Raw genomic sequence first — 1250 nt, forward strand, 5'->3', positions numbered from 1 at the left:
GCCTCAAGAAAACGCAACTCCCCACGATAGAAAGTGAAAAGACATGGATTTCGAACTGACGAAGGAACAACGGGACCTCCAGCACCGTGCACGAGAATTCATCAACACGGAAGTGATGCCGCGGTATGCCTCTTGGCCAGTTACGAGTGCGGACTATGCCCCGGAGCTGTCCACCTGGTTGCGAAACAAGATGGTCGAGTACGGCCTGAACCTACTGACCGTCCCTAAAGAGTATGGCGGGCAAGGCCTCGGTGCCACCGAGGATGCGATTCTCGTCGCCGAAACAGTGAAGGTGCCACGAACACTGCCAGGAATGGGCTTTACACCCCAGCCCGTCATGTATGAAACGACAGAGGAGATAAAGGAGAAGTACCTATATCCGGTGCTCCGAGGCGATACCGGATACTCCATGTGCTTCACGGAACCCGAAGCCGGCTCCGACCTTGCGGGCATGAAGACGACCGCAGTGCGTAAGGGCGACCACTGGGTACTCAACGGACGAAAACTGTGGCGCACCGGTCACGCTTCAAGCAGCTACACCGCAGTGGCCGCGGTGACAGACGCATCGAAAGGGGCACGTGGTATCAGCATGTTCCTCGTCGACAACGACACTCCGGGATTCGAAGCTGTGCGAACCATCCCCGTGCTGTCGCGGGTCTGGGGCGAAGAGCAAGAGGTCGTCCTTCGAGATGTGGTCGTGCCCGCGGAAAACCTGCTCGGCGAGGATGGTGCCGGTTTCAAGATCGCGCAGCACCAGTTCAACCGCTTCAGGCTTCGTGTCGGCGCATCCGCCCTGGGCATGTCCGAGAGGAGCCAGGAGCTTGCGGTGGAGTACGCAAACACACGTGAGGTGTTCGGAGGGAAGCTCGGGGACAATCAGGCAATCCAATGGATGCTGACTGATAATCACTTCGATATCGAGTCGATCCGCTGGAACACGTTCCATGCGGCGTGGCTGGTTGATCGCGGGGCGAACGGGTACTCCGCGTCGAGGCTGCAGGCGTCGACAGTGAAGGCTTATTGCGTGGACGCTGGGCTCCGCGTCATCGACCGCTGCATGCAGATCCTAGGCGGTCGCGGGCTCGCCATCGACGACTATCCGTTCGGCGACTTCTGGGCGAAGTTGCGCATGGCGAAACAGATGGAGGGGCCCACCGAGATCATGAAGATCGTGATGGCCCGTGAAATCCTGGGACGCCGCGTATGAGCAGCATGACCGATCGTGCTGCTTCACGCCTAAAGGTCTTTGC

Annotated in this window: 1 protein-coding gene; it reads left to right on the forward strand. The window is 59.1% G+C overall.

The window, feature by feature from the left end; genetic code table 11:
• The first annotated feature begins 43 nt into the window (after positions 1 to 43).
• On the forward strand, positions 44 to 1207 hold the full coding sequence (locus tag ACSU1G_RS34565; RefSeq protein WP_439286187.1) for an acyl-CoA dehydrogenase family protein: 1164 nt from the start codon (positions 44 to 46) through the stop codon (positions 1205 to 1207).
• The last annotated feature ends 43 nt before the right edge of the window (positions 1208 to 1250 follow it).

This window comes from Microbacterium sp. A93, assembly GCF_051842835.1.